This window comes from Streptomyces sp. NPDC001980, assembly GCF_040296885.1.
GTDB lineage: Bacteria > Actinomycetota > Actinomycetes > Streptomycetales > Streptomycetaceae > Streptomyces.
The window spans coordinates 192991-211854 of record NZ_JBEOYD010000002.1; the positions used below are offsets into that span (position 1 = coordinate 192991).

Sequence of the window (18864 nt, forward strand, 5' to 3'; positions counted from 1 at the left end):
GGTGGGCGCCGCCGCCGTTACAGCGGTCTGCTGATGGCCGCGCCCGCCCTGCTCCTGTTCGGCCTGTTCGGCCTGGTCCCGCTGGTCGGCGTGCTGGTGCTCAGCCTCGCCCGCTGGGACGGCCTCGGCTCGATCGGCTGGTCCGGCCTCGCCAACTGGAGTGGCGTCCTGACCGACGGCGCCACCTGGCAGGCGCTGTGGCTCACCCTCAAGGTGATGGTGGTCAGCTGGCTGGTCCAGACGCCGCTGGCCCTGGCGCTCGGGCTCTTCCAGGCCCCCCGTGGCCGGCTGCGGGCGCTCTTCGCCGTGCTGTGGTTCCTGCCGCTGCTGCTGTCAGCCGTGGCGATCGGTCTGACCTGGCAGGCCCTGCTCGACCCGTCCTTCGGCATCGGCGCCGCCCCCGGGCTGCACTGGCTGGCCAAGCCCCTGCTCGGCTCGCCCGACCTGGCGCTGTACACGGTGATCTTCGTGATCGCCTGGCAGTTCGTGCCGTTCCACGCGCTGCTCTACCAGGCCGGCGTGCGGCAGATCCCGGTGTCGCTCTACGAGGCCGCCGCCATCGACGGCGCCGGCCCTGTCACCCGGCTCCTGCGGATCACCCTGCCGCAGCTGAAGTACACGTTCGTCACGTCGAGCACGCTCATGCTGGTGGGCTCGCTGACCTACTTCGACCTGATCTACGTGCTGTCCGGCGGCACCGGCGGTCCGGGCACCGCCACCCGGGTGCTGCCGCTGGCCATGTACATCACGGGCTTCCAGGTCCACGACATGGGCCGGGCCAGCGCGATCGCCACACTCCTGGTGGTCTTCGGCCTCGCGCTGTCGCTGTTGACCACCCGACTGTCCGGCTTCACCCGGATGGACAGCCAGCAGGAGGGCATGTGAGCACCGTCGTCGCGACCCTGCGCCGTACCGCCACCGGCGGCGCCACCCTGGTGTGGACCGCGCTGGTCGTCGTACCCCTGTACTGGGTGATCGTGACCAGCCTCCGCGGCCAGGCCGACTTCACCACGGGCAACCCCCTGGCGCTGCCCGGCCACCCGACCCTGGACAACTACCGGACCGTCCTCGACGGCGACTTCACGACCTACCTGCTCAACAGCGTGATCGTCACCGTTGCCACGGTCGCGATCGTCATGGTCGTCGCCCTGATGGCCGCGTTCTCGATCGTCCGCTACACCAACCCCTGGTCCCGGCTGACCTTCCGCCTCTACCTCCTGGGCCTGGCGATCCCCCTGCAAGCGGTGATCATCCCGGTCTATCTGCTGATCATCCGGCTCCACATGTACGACAGCCTGCTCGCGATCGTGCTGCCGTCGGCGGCGTTCGCTCTGCCGGTCACCGTGATGATCCTGGTCAGCTTCCTGCGCGACGTGCCGCGTTCGCTGTTCGAGGCGATGGTCGTCGACGGCGCGGGCGACTGGCGCATGCTGTTCTCCCTCGCGGCACCGATGGCCCGCCCCGCCCTGGTGACGGTCGCGGTCTACGACGGCCTCCAGGTCTGGAACGGCTTCCTCTTCCCGCTGATCCTCACCCAGAGCGGCGACAAGGCCGTCCTGCCCCTGGCCCTCACGCTCTACCGCGGCCAGTTCGGCATCAACGTGCCCGCGACCATGGCCGCCGTCGTCCTCTCCACCCTTCCCATGCTGGTCGTGTTCGTCCTCGCCAGGCGCCAGCTGGTCGCCGGACTCACCGCCGGATTCTCCAAGTAGCAGACGCCTGGAGGGAATCGGCCGGGGCGACGGAGCCGCCGGCCGCCCTCGGCATGCCCTGAACAACCCCCACGAGGAGTCGTGAATGACGACCACCACGCCGGACCACGCCGATCTCTCCCCGGCGGACGACGACCGTCCCTGGTCCGACCCCGCCCGCCCGGTCGAGGAACGCGTCGAGGCACTGCTGGCGAGGCTCACCCTGGAGGAGAAGGTCGCCCAGCTCGGCAGCGCCTGGGAGGACGTCGAACCGGCCGGCCCCGAGGTCGCCCCCGGCACCAACCTGTTCGGCCGCGTCGGCGACCTCGACGAGACCGCCCGGCACGGCCTCGGCCAGCTCACCCGCCCCTACGGGACGCTGCCCCGCCCCGCCCTGGAACACGCCCGACTGCTGGCCGAACGCCAGCGGCAGATCGTCGCGCAGAGCCGCTTCGCCATCCCGGCGATGGCCCACGACGAGTGCCTCACCGGCTTCACCGCCTACGGCGCCACCATCTACCCCACCTCGCTCGGCATGGCGGCCACCTTCGACCCCGCCCTGATCCGCCGAGTCGGCGCCGCGATCGGCGCCGACATGGCCGCGGCCGGGGTCCACCAGGGCCTCGCCCCGGTCGTCGACGTCATCCGCGACTACCGCTGGGGCCGCTGCGAGGAGACGTACGGCGAAGACCCGTACCTGGCCGGCGAGATGGGCGAGGCGTACGTCCTGGGCCTGCAGAGCGCCGGCGTGTACGCCACCCTCAAGCACTTCGCCGGCTACTCGGCCTCCATGGGCGGCCGTAACCACGCCCCCGTGGGCATGGGCAGGCGCGAGCTCACCGATGTCATCCTGCCGCCCTTCGAGAGGGCCGTCGCCGCCGGCGTGGGCTCGGTGATGAACTCCTACGCCGAGATCGACGGCGAGGCCCCGGCGGCGAGCCGCCGGCTACTGACCGGCGTGCTGCGCGACCAGTGGGGCTTCGAGGGCACCGTCGTCTCCGACTACTGGTCGCTGCCGTTCCTGGTGAACGCACACCGGGTGGCCGCCGACCTGTCGGCCGCCGGAGCGCTGAGCCTGGCGGCGGGACTGGACGTCGAACTCCCGGACCAGCGCGGCTTCGGCCCGGCCCTCGTCGAGGCGGTACGACGCTCCGAGGTCACCGAGGCCGACGTCGACCGGGCCGTACGCCGGGTGCTGCGGCAGAAGGTCGCGCTCGGGCTCCTCGACCCCGACTGGAGCCCCGAGCCGCCCGCCCTGCGCGCCGGCGAACTGGACCTGGACAAGCCGGTGAACCGGCAACTCGCCCACGCCGTCGCCCAGTCGAGCGCGGTCCTGCTGTCCAACTCCGGCGGCCTGCCCCTCCCCTCAGCCGGCCGGATCGCCCTGATCGGTCCGTGCGCCGACGACGTCCGCACGATGTTCGGCTGCTACAGCTTCCCCAACCACGTCCTCGCCGACCGCGACGACCTCGGCAACGGGGTGGAGGCGCTGTCGCTGCGCACTGCGCTCGCCGCCGAACTGCCCGACGTGGACTGGGTGTTCGAGCAGGGCTGCCCGATCCGCGAGGAGGACCGGTCCGGCGTTCCGGCGGCGGTGGCGGCGAGCCGCGCGGCCGACCTGACCGTCCTGGTCGTCGGCGACAAGGCCGGCATGTTCGGTATCGGTACGTCCGGCGAGGGCTGTGACGTGGAGGATCTGCGACTGCCGGGGGTGCAGGAGGAGCTGGTCGAGGCGGTGCTTGCGACGGGCCGGCCCGTCGTGCTGGTGGTCAGCAGCGGGCGACCGTACGCCGTGGGGCGGTTCGCGGCCGACGCGGCGGCCATGGTGCAGGTCTTCCTGCCGGGGGAGGAGGGCGGTCGCGCGGTCGCCGGACTCCTCTCCGGCGCCGCGAACTTCAGCGGCAGGCTGCCGGTCCAGATCCCCAACTCGCCCGCCGGGCAGCCGTACACCTACCTCCACCCGCCCCTGGGCGACCGGCAGAGCTGGCTGTCCAACCTGGATCCGACGCCCGCGTTCCCCTTCGGCCACGGGCTGTCGTACACGACGTTCGAGATCGACGGGCTGGCGGCCGATCGTGATGTGGTGCCCACCGACGGCCGGTTCACGGTCTCGGTGCGGGTGCGCAACACCGGTGCCGTGCCCGGTGCCGAGACGGTCCAGCTGTACTTCACCGACCCGGTCGCCCAGGTCACGCGGCCGGTGCGGGCACTGCTGGCATACGCCAAGGTGCCGCTGGCACCGGGGGAGGAGACGACCGTCGGCTTCGACGTCCACACCGACCGCCTGGCCTTCACCGGCCTGGACGGTCACCGGATCGTCGAGCCGGGCGAGATCCTGCTGTACGCGGGCTCCTCCAGCCGTGCCACACCGAACGAACTGAGCGTTCAACTGGTCGGTGAGCAGCGTGACGCCACGGTCATTCGGCATCACGGAGTGCCGGTGGCGCTGACGTAGAGGTCCGCAGGACCAGCTCCGTGGCGAGTTCGATGCGCGGGGAGGCGGGCGGGCGGCCCTCGGCCACCGCCAGCAGCACCCGGGTCGCCTCCCGCCCCAGCTCCTCGAACGGCTGGCGCACCGCACTGAGCGGCGGGGATGCCATCGCCGCCACCAGGGTGTCGTCGAAGGACATCACCGCGAGGCCGTCCGGCACACGCAGTCCGTGCTGCCGGGCGGCCTCCAGCACGCCCAGCGCCTGTGCGTCGCTGGCCGCGAAGATCGCCGTCGGGGGGCGCTCGCCGCGCAGGATGTGCCGGCTCGCGCTGAGCGCCTCGTCGTAGTCGAAGTCGGTGGAGCGCACGATCGCCGGGTCGTAGTCGATCCCGGCCTCCTCCAGCGCGGCCCGGTAGCCGTGCAGCCGCGCCGAGCCGGCCAGTGAGTGGGAGCGGCCCGCGACCATGCCGATACGGGTGTGGCCGAGGCCGAGGAGATGCTGCACGGCCTCCCGGGCGCCGCTCCAGTTGGTGACACCGATGCTCGGGATGTCCGCCGACGGCGCACTCAGCGGGTCCACCAGCACCACCGGGAGATGCTGCTCGACGATCCGCCGCTGGTCCTCCTCGGAGAGCATCGAGATCACGATGACGAGTCCGGCGGCGCCGAGCGCCACGCACTCCTCCAGCCACTGCGCGATGGACCGCCGGTTCGTCGTCCCGGTCACCACGTTGACGCCCAGCTCGCCGGCGGCGTCCACGATCCCGCGCACCACCTCCAGCGTGTACGGGCCCGACAGGTCCCGGAAGACGGCGATGATCTGCTGTGACGCCGTGGTCTCCTGGTCCCACGGGCGGACGTACCCGTACCGGTCCAGCAGTTCCTCGACCCGGGTCCGGGTCTTCGCGCCCACGTCGCGGCGCCGGTGCACCACCTTGGACACCGTGCTGAGCGACACGCCCGCCTCCTGGGCGATGCTCGTCAGCACGCCGTACTGCGCGTCCAGCTGTCCCTTGTCCTGAACGGTCACTGCCCTCGTTCTCCCACTGGCCCCTGACCTGGCACTCCTGCGCAAGCCAACAGCAGCGGGTGCCGGCATACAACCCTCCGGCACCCGCTGCTGTGACTACTAGCTCCTGCTCCACTGCTGGGTGGCGGTCCCGAGGCCGGTCCACAGCTCGACCTTCGAGCCGTTCGCCGTGCCCCAGTTGGTGACGTCGATGACCAGGCCGTTGGACCGGTTGACGATGGTCTTGTCCAGGCGGAACGACCACTTCTGGCTGCTCTTGCCGTTGCAGGCCCACAGGATCAGCTGGGTGCCCGCCGTGGTGCCGTCGCCGTTCGCGGCCAGGCACTTCCCGGAGATCCGCAGCTCGCCCGCGGTGGTCTGGGTGATGGTCTGGTTGGCGTTGCCCGAGCAGTCGTAGATCTGCACCTGGACACCGGTCGCGCCGTTCGGGACGTCGAGGCAGCGACCGGAGTTCGTGCCCTTCAGCGTGAACGTCGAGTCCGTGGGGAGCGGATCCTGGACCAGCTGCCAGTCCTGTGAGCCGTCGTCGGTCGACGCGGCGACGGTGACGGAGCCGCCCGCGGTCGCGCCCGTCATGTAGAGGCTCGTGTTGAGCACCGAGCGGAGCTTGTAGTAGCCGCTGGTAGAGGAGGAGACCAGGGTCCACTGCTTGTCGGTGGCGCCGTCGTCGACCCACTGGGCCAGCTTCTGGCCGGCCGTCGCGCTGCCGGTCCAGATGGCGACCGCGCGGCCGCCGGCCTTGTTGAGCAGGGTGATGTTGGAGCCCTTGGCCGTGGTGTGCCAGCGCTGGGTGTCGTCCGAGGTGCTCACGGCGCTCGTGACCAGGTCGGGGACGTTGCCGGTGAGGTTGGCGTCCTGAGTCTTGCCGGAGGCGGGGGCGAGCGCCTGGCCGGTCAGCCGGTTGACGAGGGTGTAGTAGGCGCCGTCGGTCCGGCCCAGATCGACCTCGGCGTACTTGACCGGGCCGACGCTCGTGCCGCTCCAGGACGCCTGGAGGACCAGTACGCGTCCGGTTCCGTCGACGTACTGGAGGTTGCGGCTGTACCCGGCGGCGATCGGCGTCTGGTATTGCTTCCAGGTGCCGGTGCTCAGCCCCGACTCGTTCACCCACACGCTCCCGCTGCCGGCCGCGTTGTAGACGATCCGTCCGTCGGGCATCGGGAGGAGTACAGGACTGCCGCCCGTCGACAGGGTGCTGCCCCCTGAGGGCACCGGCAGCGAGGTGATCGCCGCGTCCGTGCCCGCGTAGAACTTGGTCGGGTCGTCCGCGATCCGGTACCGGACGTTCGTCCCGCCGCCCCAGTACTCGTACGTCATGATCCACTTGCCGTCGGTGGTGGGCGCGACGGTCGTCATGCCGGGGCGTCCGCCGCCGATCTCCGTCTTGCCGCTGCCCATGTCCACGGTCGAGCCGGGCACGTCGACCACCGGGCTGCTCCAGGCCGACGTGCTGGTGCCGTCCCACGTCCGGTGCATCAGGACCTGGCCGCCGGAGTCCGTCGCCGTGTCGTTGGCGGTGTCGAGGGTCGGGGCTCCGGTGCTCGTGTTGTAGCCCGTGTAGTCGTTCTCGTCGGAGTAGTAGGCGATCAACTGCCCGTTGTGGGCCAGCAGATGCGGCTCCCACACCGGGTCGACCTGCTTGTACGTATTGGCGGTCGAGGTGCGGCCGAGACTGCCCGCGCTACCGCCCTGCCAGCCGCCGGCGGCGATGATGTTCTGGAAACTCCAGCTCGCTCCGTCATCGGTACTGGAGTACAGGGCCAGCGCCACGTTCTTGCGGTCGCCGTCGCTGGTCGGCGTCCAGCTGGAATTCGCCGCCTTCTGCTCCTCGTAGTAGTAGTCGTCCCCCGAGACGATGCTCGCGAGAAGGAGCGTGCCCGCGCTCAGATTCCCGACGCTCTGTGGAAGAACATAGAGATACGGGTTCGTCCAGTTGCTCGTGTACTTCGCGTACGCGGAGTCGGTGGACAGATAGGCGGGCGCTTTCACATCGGCGAGCTTCGCCCAGGTCGTGCCGTCGTCGTCGCTCTTGTAGATGGGCATCGTCTGCCCCACCGGAGCGGTCTCGCTGTCCTCGAAGGTCGCCACGATGCGCCCGCTGGGCAACTGTGCCGACTTCGGGTAGAGCACGCAGGGACTCTTGTTGCAGGCAGCGGAATTCGTCGCCGTATAGAGGTTCGCGGGGCTCGGCTGGTATGCCGACGCACCCGTCGCCGCGGCGATGGTGAATGCAACACCGATGCCCGCGGCTGCTGCTGCCCCGAGCACCTTTTGCATCAGATGACGTCTCAACTCGGTTCCTTTGAGCGGTTCCTCTGGCGGGAATGGGCGGAACGGAAATGTGAGGACAGTATTGGGATGCGGCAGCGGCGTGTCACGAGCAGGTTTCCGAAAGTGTTTCGCGTACGGGTGGCGACCGGGGCTTGACGCGGCGAACCGACGGACTCGACAGGGGAGCGTCGGCGAGTGTTCTGGCGGGCTGCGACCGCGTGTCCGTGACGTATCGGCGCGGTATCGGGCTGCTGACCGAACAGCCCACTGCGCGCCGGATCCGAGCCCGAACTCCCGCCGGGAACGGACGGTCGGCGCCGGTGACACGGATCGCCGGGGTGCCGCTCCTGAAGGCTCGGGTCGTCAAGGCGTCCGACGCTGTCAGAAACTGTGAATTCAATCTGTGAGTTTCCACTGCATTCCGTGTGATGTGATCCGGTGGGCCTACGGTGTGCGTCCGACCGGCGTTGTCGACCGGGCTTGGCCAGAAGTCTCCCTGCGAAATCGAGCCGTTGATACTCGATGTGAAAGCTGAGCTTGCGTCCCGCGAATTGCTGTTTCCTGGAAGCGCTGTGATGCTTCCTCGGTGTTATGGCGCCGCTGTCGACGCACGCCGAGTCAATCGATCGAAAGCGCCGGCAGTCGGTCAGGGACCTGTCTTTTTCCTGTGGAGGACTGCAATGTCTGAGCGCAACGAGAACGAGATGGACGAAGCCGGCTTTTCCGGGGACGTGAGCCGCCGCTCGTTCGTCGCGGCGACGACCCTCGCGGTGGCGGCCACGGCCGTCCTGGGCAGCGCGACGGCGGCCGGGGCCGCCACGAACGCGGCGGCCGGGCTGAAGGTGGGCGCCGGAAAGGCAGCGTTCACGCCCAGTGCCTCGATCCTGCCCCTGGACAACTTCACCTCGGTGCACGACGACCTGTACGCGCGGGTCCTGCTGGTCGAGTCCGGCTCCCGCCGTGTCGCCCTGGCCGTGCTGGACCTCACCTCGATCAGTGCCGAGGCGATCGGGCTGATGCGCGCGGCCATCACCGCGGCCACCGGTATCGCGGCGGCGAACATCATGGTCACCGTCACGCACTGCTTCTCCGCACCGCACGTCGCGGACAGCAGCTCGTCGACGGGTGCCGCGGCGTACGTGCAGAACATCGTCACCGCCACCAAGAGCGCGGTCGCCGACGCGGTCAAGAACCTTCAGGACGCCCAGGTCGGCTACGGCCGTGGTGCGGCCGACGTCAACGTCAACCGCAACGTGCCCACCGCGGACGGCTACTGGCTGGGCGTCAACGAGCAGGGCACCTCGGACCCCGGCGTCCACGTCGCCCGGTTCAACGATCTCGACGGCACCCCGATCGCCGTCCTGACCAACTACAACGTGCAGTCCTGTGTGATGCAGGACTCCGTCATGAGCGACGGCAGCCTGCCGATCACCGCCGACCTGGCCGGCGCCGCCACCGCGCACGTGGAGAGCCAGTACCCCGGCGCCGTCGGCTTCTGGCTCGTCGGCGCCTGCGGCGACCAGTTTCCGGCCTACCGCTCGAAGCGGTACACGATCGACAAGAACGGGGCGTGGACCTACGGAGTCGACCTGCACGACGCCGGCTTCGCCCTGCTGACCGCGCAGGGCGAGCGCCTGGGCAACGAGATCGTGCGGGTGTCCCAGGCCATCACCCGGTACGAGAGCGGCAAGAACGTCACGGTCCGGCTGCTCACCGACGACGTCACCACCACCCAGATGGAGACCGACCACCCCACGGGCCCGGTGAAGACCGCCACCTACACCCCCACCGACACCGTCGAGGTGCCGGTCTGGGTCTTCCAGGTCGGCAAGGGAGTGTTCGCCGGCGTGGAGCCGGAACTGTCCACCAGCACGGCGGACGCCATCCGCAAGGCGTCCCCGTTCGCCAGCACCTTCGTCATGTCGATGTTCGAGGGCGGCGCCAAGAACATGCCCGACCGCTGGAACTACGACAACTTCACCTACGAGGCGCGTGACGGCTTCTACGTCGAGGGCACCGCCGAGAAGGTCGCCGCGCGGATCGAACGCCTCGTCAAGTCCCTGAACTGAGAGGGGAGTTACGGGTGTCCCTGGCCTGGGCCCCCGCGCCGGTGGCGGTCGTCACCAGGAGCGGGACGGGGCCGGGGCAGTCACCTCCGGGTTGCCGTAGTACGCGTCGGGGCCGTGTTTGCGGGTGTAGTGCCGTTCCAGGAGATGCCGGGGCGGCGGGGCGGTGGGGATCAGGGCAAGGGTGTGCAGGGCGATGCCGGCGACGGCTTCGCAGATGATCGCGTGTTCCAGGGACTTGCGCGCGTTCGCACCCCAGGTGAACGGGCCGTGGTTGGCGACCAGCGCGGCGGGCACCTCGGCGGCCGTCCGATCGTCCGACTTCAGCAGGTCCACGATGACGCGGCCGGTGTTGTACTCGTAGTCCGTGGCGCACTGCTCCGCGGTGAGGTCCGGAGTACACGGTATGGGGCCGTTGAAGGTGTCGGCGTGGGTGGTGCCCAGGACGGGGATGTCCCGGCGCGCCTGGGCGAAGGCGACCGCGTGGGTGGAGTGGGTGTGGGTGACTCCGCCGACGGAGGGGAACGCGAGGTACAGGCAGCGGTGGGTCTCGGTGTCGGTGGAGGGGCGCAGGTCGCCGTCGACGACCGCGCCGTCGGCCAGTCGTACGGTGACCAGGCTGTCGAGGGAGAGGTCGTCGTAGGGAACCCCCGAGGGCTTGATGACGAACACCCCCGCCTCGCGGTCGACTCCGCTGACGTTGCCCCAGGTCAGGGTGGCGAGACCGGCCTGGGGTATGGCCAGATTCGCCGCCAGCACCTCCTGGCGCAGGCCGTCCCGTACGGTGAGGGTCATCGGTGCTCCTTGTTCTTGCCGTGGTGACGGGACGGTTCGGCCCGAGGCGGGGTGTTCACAGCGGCTGGTCGAGCCGGTGGTAGGCGGCGTTCCACCGGATCTCCTTGGCGAACTGCCCGGTGGTCGTGTTCTCGTCGATGACGAGCAGCTCGACGCCGGTCATGGCGGCGAAGTCGGTGAGTGTCTCGATGTCGACGGCCGAGCTGAGCACGGTGTGGTGCGGGGCACCGGCGAGCAGCCAGCTCTCGGCGGATTCGGCGAGTGACGGGCGTGGCTTCCACACGGCCCTGGCCACCGGGAGCTGGGGCAGCGGCTGGCCGGGGGCGACCACGTCCACGGTGTTCGCGGTGAGCCGGAAGCGATCGCCCACGTCGGAGAGGCCGACGACCACGGCGGGGCCGGGGGCGGCGTCGAAGACCAGGCGGACGGGGTCCTCGCGGTCGCCGATCGACAGCGGGTGGATCTCGCAGCTGGGGCGGTCGGCCGCGATGGACGGGCAGACCTCCAGCATGTGGGCGCCGAGGATGCGCGGCTCGCCAGGCCCGAGGTGGTAGGTGTAGTCCTCCATGAAGCTGGTGCCGCCTGGCTGTCCGGAGCCCATGACCTTCATCGTGCGCAGCAGGGCGGAGGTCTTCCAGTCGCCTTCGCCGCCGAAGCCGTAGCCGTCGGCCATCAGCCGCTGGACGGCGAGGCCGGGCAGCTGGCGCAGGCCGCCGAGGTCCTCGAAGTTGGTGGTGAAGGCGGTGAACCCGCCCTCGTCCAGGAACGTGCGCAGACCGAGCTCCAGGCGCGCGGCGTACCGCAGCGCTTCGTGGCGGACGCCGTCCGGTCTCAGTATGGGGCGGACGTCGTACTCCTCGACGTAGCTCGCGGCGAGCTCGGCGGCCGCCTTCTCCTCGACGGCGTCGACGACCTTGACCAGATCGTTCACGCTGTAGGTGTTCACGGAGAACCCGAACCGCAGCTGGGCCTCGACCTTGTCGCCCTCGGTCACGGCGACATCGCGCATGTTGTCGCCGAAGCGGGCCAGCCTGAGGGTGCGCGACGCGTGGCGGCCGGCGGCGGCCCGGCACCAGGTGGCCACGCGGCGCTGGACGCGGGCGTCGCTGGCGTGGCCGGCCACGATCTTGCGGTTCACCCCGAGGCGGGACCCGATGTGCGCGAACTCGCGGTCTCCGTGGGCGGCCTGGTTGAGGTTCATGAACTCCATGTCGATGCTCGACCAGGGGAGCGACAGGTTGTACTGGGTGTGCAGGTGGAGCACGGGCCGGTCCAGGGCACTGAGACCGGCGATCCACATCTTGGCCGGCGAGAAGGTGTGCATCCAGAGGATCACACCGACGCAGGTGTCGGTGGTGGAAGCCTCCTGGCAGAGCCGGCGGATGGAGTCGGAGTCGGTGAGGACCGGCTTCCACACGATCCGCAGGGGGATCTCGGCGCTTGTGTCCAGCCGCTCCGCTATGCGCTGGGACTGGTGGGCGACCTGGTTCAGGGTCTCTTCGCCGTACAGGCCCTGGCTGCCGGTCAGGAACCAGATCTCGCCAGGGAGCCGGTATGTGGGGTCGCTCTCCATGAGGTGTCCTTTCAGAGGGGAGTGCTGGGGGCCGCGAACCGCAGTGAGCCGCGCGTTCAGGCGGAGGCTTCGGTGCGGATGCGGCGCAGCCGGTGCATGACGTCGTTGGCGCCACGGCCGAAGTGGTCGTGCAGCAGCCGGTATTCGGCGTAGAGGCGGTCGTAGGCCGCGGCCCGGTCCGGGTCGGGCAGGTACACGCCGGGACGGGCGCTGCCCATCGCGTGTGCCGCGGCCCGGATGTCGGGATACGCGCCGGCCGCGACCGCGGCGTGCATGGCCGCGCCGAGGGCGGGACCCTGCGCGGAGTCGATGACGCCGAGCGGGCGGCGGGTGACGTCGGCGTAGATCTGCATGAGCAGCGCGTTCCTGGTCAGTCCGCCGGCGATGATCAGCTCCTGCACCGGGACCCCGGACGATTCGAAGGCCTCGACGATGGTGCGGGTGCCGAAGGCGGTCGCCTCCAGCAGGGCGCGGTAGACGTCCTCCGGGCGCGTGGACAGAGTGAGACCCAGTACGACGCCGCTGAGGTCGTGGTCGACCAGAACAGACCGGTTGCCGCTGTGCCAGTCCAGGGCGATCAGGCCGTGCTCGCCCACCTTCTGCTTCGCCGCGAGTTCGGTCAGGTACTCGTGCGGGGTGCGCCCCATGCGCTCGGCCCGCTCGGCGTACTCGACGGGGAACCCCGTGCGCAGGAACCACGCGAAGATGTCACCGACCCCGCTCTGACCGGCCTCGTAACCCCACAGACCGGGCAGGATGCCGCCGTCGACGACCCCGCACATGCCCGGCACCGTGCCCTGCCGGTCGGAGCTCATCACATGGCAGGTGGACGTGCCCATGATGGCCACCATCCGGCCGGACTCGACCGCGGTGGCGGCCGGCGCCGTCACATGGGCGTCCACGTTGCCGACACAGACCGCGATGCCCTCGGGCAGCCCGGTCCATGCGGCCGCTTCCGCCGTGAGCCGTCCGGCCAGGGCGCCGAGCTGGGCGATCGGCTGGTCCAGCTTGTCGGTCACGAAGTCGGTGAACGCGGGGTTGAGGGCGGCGAGGTAGTCGGCCGAGGGGTAGGCGCCGTCCTGGAACTGGCCCTTGTACCCGGCGGTGCAGGCGTTGCGGACGTACGTCCCGCACAGCCGCCACACGATCCAGTCCGCCGCTTCGATCCAGCGGTCGGTGAGGTCGTAGATCTCCGGGTCCTCCTCCAGCAGCTGGAGGGCCTTGGCGAACTCCCACTCCGCGGAGATCCGGCCGCCGTACCGCTCCAGCCAGGGTTCCGCGCGCTCCGCGGCCAGGGCGTTGATGCGGTCGGCCTGGCCCTGCGCGGCGTGGTGGCGCCAGAGCTTGACGTAGGCGTGCGGGCGGCCGGCGAGCCCGGGCAGGTCACACAGGGGGGTGCCGTCGGCGCGTACCGGCAGCACCGTGCAGGCGGTGAAGTCCGTCCCGATGCCGATCACCTGCTCGGGCCGCGCCCCGGAACGGGCCAGAGCTTCGGGGACCGCATGGCGCAGGACGTCGACGTAGTCGCCCGGCACTTGCAGAGCCCAGTCGGGAGGCAGCGGGGTGCCGTCGGGCAGCTCCCGGTCGAGGACCGCGTGCGGGTAGGCGTACTCGGCGACCGCCAGCTCCGCGCCGTCGCTCACCCGGACCACCACAGCTCGCCCGGAGAGCGTCCCGAAGTCCACACCCACGACGAACTGATCGGCGGGTCGGCGGTCCTTGTGTTCGACGGTCACCACGATGGCGCCCTTTCATTCGATGGGCCGGTCACTGGCCGGCGGGAGGAACCCCGGGACGCGTCACCGGGCAATGGGCTGAGGGTCAGTACGGCACCAAGGGTGACTGACTGCGCAGTCATCTCCGACTGCGCAGTCATGTCTACGCAGTCATATTTCGGCCGTCAAGGGGTTTCGCGCACGTTTCTCGTCTCGCCGATCCGGCGCCCCCGGGCGCTTCCGTTACTGGTGCCGGACCCGGGGACGTCATATTACGAATATGTTCCGCACTCTTGACGGACATCTTCTGACTGCGTAGACATGGCTGCGCAGTCAGGTCGTCGGAGCAACCGGCGCGGAACGCGGCCATCGGGAGACATCATGACGCCATCAGCAGGACGGGCCGGCGTTTCCGGCGCGCCCCGGAGCGTGGATGTGGCCCGGCTGGCCGGCGTGTCGCAGAAGACGGTGTCGCGGGTCTTCAACGACGAGGCATACGTCTCCGCAGAGGTGCGCAAGCGCGTTCTCGACGCGGCCGACGAACTCGGCTACCGGCTGAACCACGCGGCCCGGGCGCTGGCCTCCGGCCGGACCCGCTCCATCGGCGTGGTGACGCTCGGGACGGCACTGTACGGACCCGCGTCACTGCTCATCGGCGTCGAGCGGGCCGCCCGGGACACCGGCTACGCGCTCCGCGTGGTGAACACCCTGGAAGGCGATCCGGGGGGCGTCGGCGGAGCCATCGACTCGCTCCTCAAACAGGGCGTGGACGGCATCGTCATCTCCGAGCCGATCGACGAGGAGGGCGACGGGGGAGCGGTCCCCACCGACGTGCGCGTACCGGTGCTGGTCCTGGGCGCGCCCGTGGCCACGACGGGCCCCGGCACCGTGGCCGCCGGCGTCGGCGCCGACCTGCTGGCACGGGCGGCCACCGAGCATCTCCTCGACCTCGGACACGAGACCGTCCACCACCTCGCGGGTCCGCAGCGCTGGTATGCCGCCCGTGACCGCCTGCGGGGATGGCGTGAGGCTCTGGAGGCACGAGGCCGCGACGAGCCGGCGGTCGTCGAGGGCGACTGGTCGGCGGCATCGGGCTACGCGGCTGGCCGGGAACTGGCCGCCGACCCCGCCGTGACCGCGGTGTTCGCCGCCAACGACGACATGGCCATCGGCCTCATGCGTGCACTGACGGAGGCCGGCCGCACCGTGCCGGACGACGTCAGCGTCGTCGGATTCGACGACATCCCGGTGGCCGCGTTCGTGACCCCGCCGCTGACCACCGTGCGTCAGCCGTTCGACGCCGTGGCCCAGGAAGGGCTGAGACTTCTCGTCCACGCCATCGAGAAGCCCGGCGAGGACCTGCCCCCGGCAAACGATCCGCCCGTCGAGCTCGTCCTTCGCGCGTCGTCCGCGCCTGCTCCGTCCCGTACGAATCCGGGCGGAGCACGGCGCTCGACCACGGCTCCCCGTCGTGGCGCGAAGGCCGCGCCGCCGAATGGAGGTCCATCCGACCGTTCCTGATCGACTTCAGCCCCGGTCGGCCCCGACCACGGATTCCGGGCCGGACCTGTAACGCACACGCAGCCGCCGCACGGCCCGCTGCCCGGTCTGCCCCTCCCCGCCATGCCGGCTCAGCCGCCCGCAGGGACTCGGGCACCGCACCATCTCCTTCTCACCGAGCGGGCCGCTGCACCGGCGCCTGCTCCGACCGCCCTCCCCTCGTGGTCCGCCATCCGCGCCGCGAGCCGGGAGCAGCCGATGACGACGTGCCCTTCCACGCACCGCACCCGAAGTCCCGGTCGTCACCTCCTCGCGTTCCCTTGCCCGGTATGCCGCCGCAGGCATGCCCTCACCTTCGCCCTACCGGCGGGAGTTCACCATGCCCAGATCCTTCGTCACGTCCTCCTCCCCGAGCCGCCGCGGATTCCTCGCCGCCGTGGGGGCGGCCACCTTCAGCGTCGCGCTGTCCGCCTGCAGCGGCGGCAACGGCAGTGGCGGCAGCGGCGGCAGCTCCGCCAAGCCGCTCTCCCAGGCCGACATCGACAAGGCGATGAAGACGCCGACCGAGCTCACCTTCTGGACCTGGGTCCCGAACATCGACAAGGAGGTCGCCCTCTTCGAGCAGAAGTACCCGGCCATCAAGGTCAAGGTCGTCAACGCCGGTCAGGGCGTGGCCCACTACACCAAGCTGCGTACGGCGATCAAGGCCGGCAAGGGCGCCCCGGACCTGGCGCAGGTGGAGTACCAGGCGATCCCCACGTTCACCATCACGGACAGCCTGCTGGACCTGAGCCCCTACGGCGCCGCCGGCCTGAAGACCAAGTTCGTGGACTGGACCTGGGCGCAGGTCAGCGGTTCCGGCGGCGAGATCTGGGCGATCCCGCAGGACACCGGCCCGCTCGGCATGCTGTACCGGCAGGACATCTTCCACAAGCACGGCATCAAGCCGCCGACGACCTGGGACGAGTTCGCCGCCGCCGCGCGCAAGCTGCACAAGGCCGACCCGGACGTCTACCTGACCAACCTCGCGGCGAACGAGGCCGCCGCCTGGCACGGCCTGCTGTGGCAGGCGGGCGCCCACCCCTACGCCCTGTCCGGCAAGAGCGACATCACCATCGACGTGAACGACGCGATCTCCAAGAAGCTCGGCACCTACTGGGGCGGTCTCGCGAAGGAAGGCGTCATCAGCACCGACCCGGACTTCACCGACGGCTGGTACGCCGGGCTCAACAAGGGCAAGTACGCCACCTGGATCACCGCCGCGTGGGGCCCGGCGTTCCTCTCCGGTTCCGCCAAGGCCACGGCGGGCAAGTGGCGGGCCGCTCCGCTGCCGCAGTGGGACGCGTCGAGCCCCGTGTCCGGGAACTGGGGCGGCTCGACCAGCGCGGTCATCCGCTCGACCAAGAATCCCGTCGCCGCCGCGCAGTTCGCCCAGTTCCTCAACAGCGACCCCGCGAGCGCGAAGATGTTCGCCACCGAGCAGTCGTTCTTCCCCGCGACCAAGGCCCTGCTCGCCGACCCGTCCTTCACGGGCGCCACGCCGACCTTCTACGGCGGCCAGAAGGTGAACCAGGTCTTCGCCGACATCAGCGAGACGGTCAGCGACGACTTCCAGTGGCCGCCGTTCCTCGACCAGGCCGCCACCGACTGGACCGAGACCGTCGGCAAGTCCCTCGCCGACAAGACCGACAGCGGTGCCGCCCTCGACGCCTGGCAGCAGCGGCTCACCACCTACGCCAAGGGCCAGGGCTTCACCGTCAAGTCCGCCTGACCGCCGACGGGTTCCGGACCGAAGGGCGCCCGTCGCCCGCGCTCCGGGACCCGCGGCCGGCCCTCCCCACATCCAGAAAGGCCCGTTGATGACCGCCATGACCGCGGCCTCCACCGAGGACCCGCGCCGAGCAGGGCCGAAGCGCCGCCGGCTCGGTGGCCTGCGCCACGGTGCGGCAGGCCCGTTGTTCATCGCACCGTTCATGGTGCTGTTCGTGCTGCTGTTCCTGACCCCGCTCGGCTACGCCGCCTATCTCAGCCTGTTCCAGGAACGGCTCATCGGCGGGACGACGTTCGTCGGGCTGGACAACTACGTGACCGCCCTGAAGGACCCGCTCCTGAGGGACGGTCTGCTGCGGGTCGCGGAGTTCTTCGCGATCCAGGTCCCCGTGATGCTGCTGCTGGCGCTGCTCTTCGCGCTCGCGCTCGACAGCGGCCTGCTGCGGCTCGCCAAGGTCATCCGGCTCGGCATCTTCGTCCCGTACGCGGTACCGAGCGTCGTCGCGACCCTCATGTGGGGCTACCTCTACGGCCCCGACTTCGGCCCCTTCGCACAACTGGGCCGCGAACTCGACGTGCCGGTCCCGCACTTCCTCAGCGACACCTGGATGCTGGGCAGCCTGGCGAACGTGGTGACCTGGGAGTTCGTCGGCTACAACATGATCATTCTCTATGCCGCGCTGCGGACCATCCCGGGTGAGCTGTACGAGGCAGCCGCCGTGGACGGCGCCGGCGCCTGGCGCATCGCATGGTCGGTCAAGCTGCCCGCGCTCCGCCCGGCGCTCCTGCTGACCCTGCTCTTCTCGGTGATCGGCAGCTTCCAGCTGTTCAACGAACCGAAACTGCTGCAGACCATCGCCCCCGACGTGATCGACAGCTCGTACACCGCGAACCTCTACGCCTACACCCTCGCCTTCACCGGACAGCAGGTGAACTACGCGGCCGCGGTCTCCTTCCTCCTTGGCCTGGTCATCGTGGTCTTCTCCTACGCCGTGCTGATCACCGCGAACCACAGGAGGACCCCGTGACGGTCGTCTCCCAGTCCTCGACCCGGGCCCCCGCGACCCCGGCCACGACCGCCTCCGGGGCCACCGCGTCCCGTCGGGCGGCCAGGGTCCCGCGCGGGCGCCGCTCCCCGGTCCGGCGCCGCAGCACCCCGCTGACGATCGTCATGCTGGCCGTACTCGCCTACTTCCTCCTGCCGCTGTTCTGGCTCGCCGTCGCCTCGACCAAGAGCACCCAGGACCTGTTCAACAGCTTCGGCCTGTGGTTCTCGCACAGCCCGCGACTGCTGGCGAACATCAGGCAGACCCTGACCTACGACGACGGCGTCTTCCTGCACTGGCTGCTCAACACGGTCCTCTACTCGGTCGGCAGCGCCCTCGGCGCCGCACTGCTGGCCACCGCGGCCGGATACGGCTTCGCCAAGTACCGGTTCCGGGGGAACAGTTCCGCCTTCAACCTGGTCCTGGGCGCCATCATGATCCCGACCACCGCACTGGCGATCCCGACCTACCTGCTCTTCGCCAAGGTGGGACTGGTCAACACCCCCTGGGCGATCGTCCTGCCCTCGCTCGTCAGCCCGTTCGGCCTCTACCTGATGCGCATCTACGCCCAGGACGCCGTACCCGACAGCCTTCTGGAAGCCGCCCGGATCGACGGCGCCGGAGAACTGCGGATCTTCGTCCGGATCGCCCTGCGGCTGCTGGCACCGGGTCTCGTGACGGTCGTCCTGTTCACGCTCGTGGCGACCTGGAACAACTACTTCCTGCCGCTGATCATGCTCAACGACCCGAAGCTGTACCCCGTCACTGTCGGGCTCTCCTCCTGGGCGGCCCAGGCCCAGAACGGCGGGGCCGGCGCCAGCAGCGACATGCTCGCGCTCGTCGTGACCGGTTCGCTGATCTCGGTCATCCCCCTCGTCGTGGCCTTCCTGATGCTCCAGCGGTACTGGCAGAGCGGCCTGGCCGCCGGCGGAGTCAAGCAGTAAGCGCCGGCGACCACACCCCTGCTCCTTCTCCC

Annotated in this window: 13 protein-coding genes; 8 read left to right on the forward strand and 5 right to left on the reverse strand. The window is 70.1% G+C overall.

Translation table 11 applies throughout. The annotated features are described in order from the left end of the window. The first annotated feature begins 33 nt into the window (after positions 1–33). The 3 genes from ABT137_RS03265 to ABT137_RS03275 all read left to right on the forward strand — a co-directional run bounded on the left by ABT137_RS03265 (position 34) and on the right by ABT137_RS03275 (position 4146). Positions 34–885 (forward strand): carbohydrate ABC transporter permease, encoded by an 852-nt coding sequence (locus ABT137_RS03265; protein ID WP_351702345.1) that lies wholly within the window; start codon positions 34–36, stop codon positions 883–885. After that, positions 882–1712 carry a carbohydrate ABC transporter permease gene (locus ABT137_RS03270; RefSeq protein ID WP_089104797.1) on the forward strand — a complete coding sequence of 277 codons (831 nt, stop codon included), beginning with the start codon at positions 882–884 and terminating at the stop codon, positions 1710–1712. The genes ABT137_RS03265 and ABT137_RS03270 overlap by 4 nt, the downstream gene beginning before the upstream one ends. A gap of 85 nt (positions 1713–1797) precedes the next feature. Then, positions 1798–4146: a glycoside hydrolase family 3 N-terminal domain-containing protein gene (locus tag ABT137_RS03275; protein WP_351701604.1), complete on the forward strand. Its 2349-nt coding sequence runs from the start codon at positions 1798–1800 to the stop codon at positions 4144–4146. Here ABT137_RS03275 and ABT137_RS03280 read toward each other — a convergent pair. Both ABT137_RS03280 and ABT137_RS03285 read right to left on the reverse strand, forming a co-directional pair. Next, positions 4109–5152 (reverse strand): LacI family DNA-binding transcriptional regulator, encoded by a 1044-nt coding sequence (locus ABT137_RS03280; protein ID WP_351701607.1) that lies wholly within the window; start codon positions 5150–5152, stop codon positions 4109–4111. The two genes, ABT137_RS03275 and ABT137_RS03280, sit on opposite strands and share 38 nt — an antisense overlap. A 99-nt stretch (positions 5153–5251) precedes the next feature. Further along, on the reverse strand, positions 5252–7429 hold the full coding sequence (locus ABT137_RS03285) for an RICIN domain-containing protein (protein WP_351702347.1): 2178 nt from the start codon (positions 7427–7429) through the stop codon (positions 5252–5254). Positions 7430–8103: 674 nt separating this feature from the next. On the opposite strand from ABT137_RS03285, the gene ABT137_RS03290 reads away from it, so the two are divergent. Continuing rightward, positions 8104–9492: a hypothetical protein gene (locus tag ABT137_RS03290; RefSeq protein WP_351701609.1), complete on the forward strand. Its 1389-nt coding sequence runs from the start codon at positions 8104–8106 to the stop codon at positions 9490–9492. 51 nt (positions 9493–9543) lie between these two features. On the opposite strand, the gene araD is transcribed toward ABT137_RS03290, so the two are convergent. From araD to araB, 3 genes are read right to left on the reverse strand one after another with little or no spacing between them, the layout of a single operon-like run. Beyond that, entirely contained in the window at positions 9544–10284 is a 741-nt protein-coding gene (araD, locus tag ABT137_RS03295) for an L-ribulose-5-phosphate 4-epimerase AraD (protein ID WP_351701611.1), read from the reverse strand. 55 nt (positions 10285–10339) lie between these two features. Beyond that, complete coding sequence (gene araA, locus ABT137_RS03300) at positions 10340–11857, reverse strand: L-arabinose isomerase (RefSeq protein WP_351701613.1); 1518 nt, start codon at positions 11855–11857, stop codon at positions 10340–10342. A 56-nt stretch (positions 11858–11913) separates the two neighbouring features. Continuing rightward, a complete protein-coding gene (gene araB, locus ABT137_RS03305) occupies positions 11914–13593 on the reverse strand; it encodes a ribulokinase (protein WP_351702349.1) in 1680 nt (559 codons plus the stop codon). Positions 13594–13953: 360 nt separating this feature from the next. Here araB and ABT137_RS03310 point away from each other — a divergent pair, with 360 nt between their 5' ends. From ABT137_RS03310 to ABT137_RS03325, 4 genes are all read left to right on the forward strand, one after another. Beyond that, positions 13954–15093 carry a LacI family DNA-binding transcriptional regulator gene (locus ABT137_RS03310; RefSeq protein ID WP_351701615.1) on the forward strand — a complete coding sequence of 380 codons (1140 nt, stop codon included), beginning with the start codon at positions 13954–13956 and terminating at the stop codon, positions 15091–15093. Between the two features lie 358 nt (positions 15094–15451). Beyond that, positions 15452–16843: an extracellular solute-binding protein gene (locus ABT137_RS03315; protein ID WP_351701617.1), complete on the forward strand. Its 1392-nt coding sequence runs from the start codon at positions 15452–15454 to the stop codon at positions 16841–16843. An 88-nt stretch (positions 16844–16931) separates the two neighbouring features. Next, on the forward strand, positions 16932–17870 hold the full coding sequence (locus ABT137_RS03320) for a carbohydrate ABC transporter permease (RefSeq protein WP_502984467.1): 939 nt from the start codon (positions 16932–16934) through the stop codon (positions 17868–17870). Continuing rightward, positions 17867–18832 (forward strand): carbohydrate ABC transporter permease, encoded by a 966-nt coding sequence (locus tag ABT137_RS03325; RefSeq protein ID WP_351701619.1) that lies wholly within the window; start codon positions 17867–17869, stop codon positions 18830–18832. Before ABT137_RS03320 ends, ABT137_RS03325 begins: the two co-directional genes overlap by 4 nt. Positions 18833–18864 lie beyond the last annotated feature (32 nt).